The sequence below is a fragment of the Thalassotalea sp. G20_0 genome (assembly GCF_017744175.1).
In the GTDB taxonomy this organism is placed as follows: Bacteria; Pseudomonadota; Gammaproteobacteria; order Pseudomonadales; family Endozoicomonadaceae; genus Endozoicomonas.
This window is the reverse complement of the sequence record NZ_JAGHQV010000519.1, coordinates 1-535: the sequence shown is the minus strand read 5'-3', so window position 1 is coordinate 535 and position 535 is coordinate 1. Positions and strand designations below refer to the sequence as shown.

Sequence of the window (535 nt, the reverse complement as noted above, 5' to 3'; positions counted from 1 at the left end):
TAAGTGCAACCAAAAACCTGAAGCCAGGGATATTGATGTACAAGGTATCAGCAACCTGCTGTGGGCCGTGGCAAAACTGGTGGACAATGGGCTGGAGCTTGAGAAGACACCGAAGCTGAAAGAGGCCGTGGCCGCGCTGTTGCCCCATGTGAACACCAAAGCTGAATCAAAAGAAGAGAAAGGCCACTGTATTCCTCAACAAATCGCTAACCAGCTTTGGGCCGTGGCGAAACTGGTGGATAACGGGCTGGCGCTGGAGAAGACAGCGCAGCTGAAAGAGACCGTGGCCGTGCTGTTGCTCCGGGTGAAAACCAAAGCCGAATCAAAAGAAGAGAAAGACCACTTCAAGCCACAGGAAGTCGCGAATCTGCTGTGGGCTGTGGCGAAATTGGTGGACAACGGGCTGGCGCTGGAGAAGACAGCGCAGCTGAAAGAGGCCGTAGCCACGCTGTTGCCTCAGGTAAAAACCAAAGCCGAATCAAAAGCAGAGAAAGACCACTTTAATGCCCAGCATATCGCCAACCTGCTGTGGGCC

1 protein-coding gene is annotated in these 535 nt (G+C 53.6%); it reads left to right on the top strand.

Annotation, left to right across the window (positions count from 1 at the left end):
- A partial coding sequence (locus tag J7438_RS27345; RefSeq protein ID WP_209279153.1) for a hypothetical protein occupies window positions 1-535 on the top strand: 535 nt, incomplete at both ends.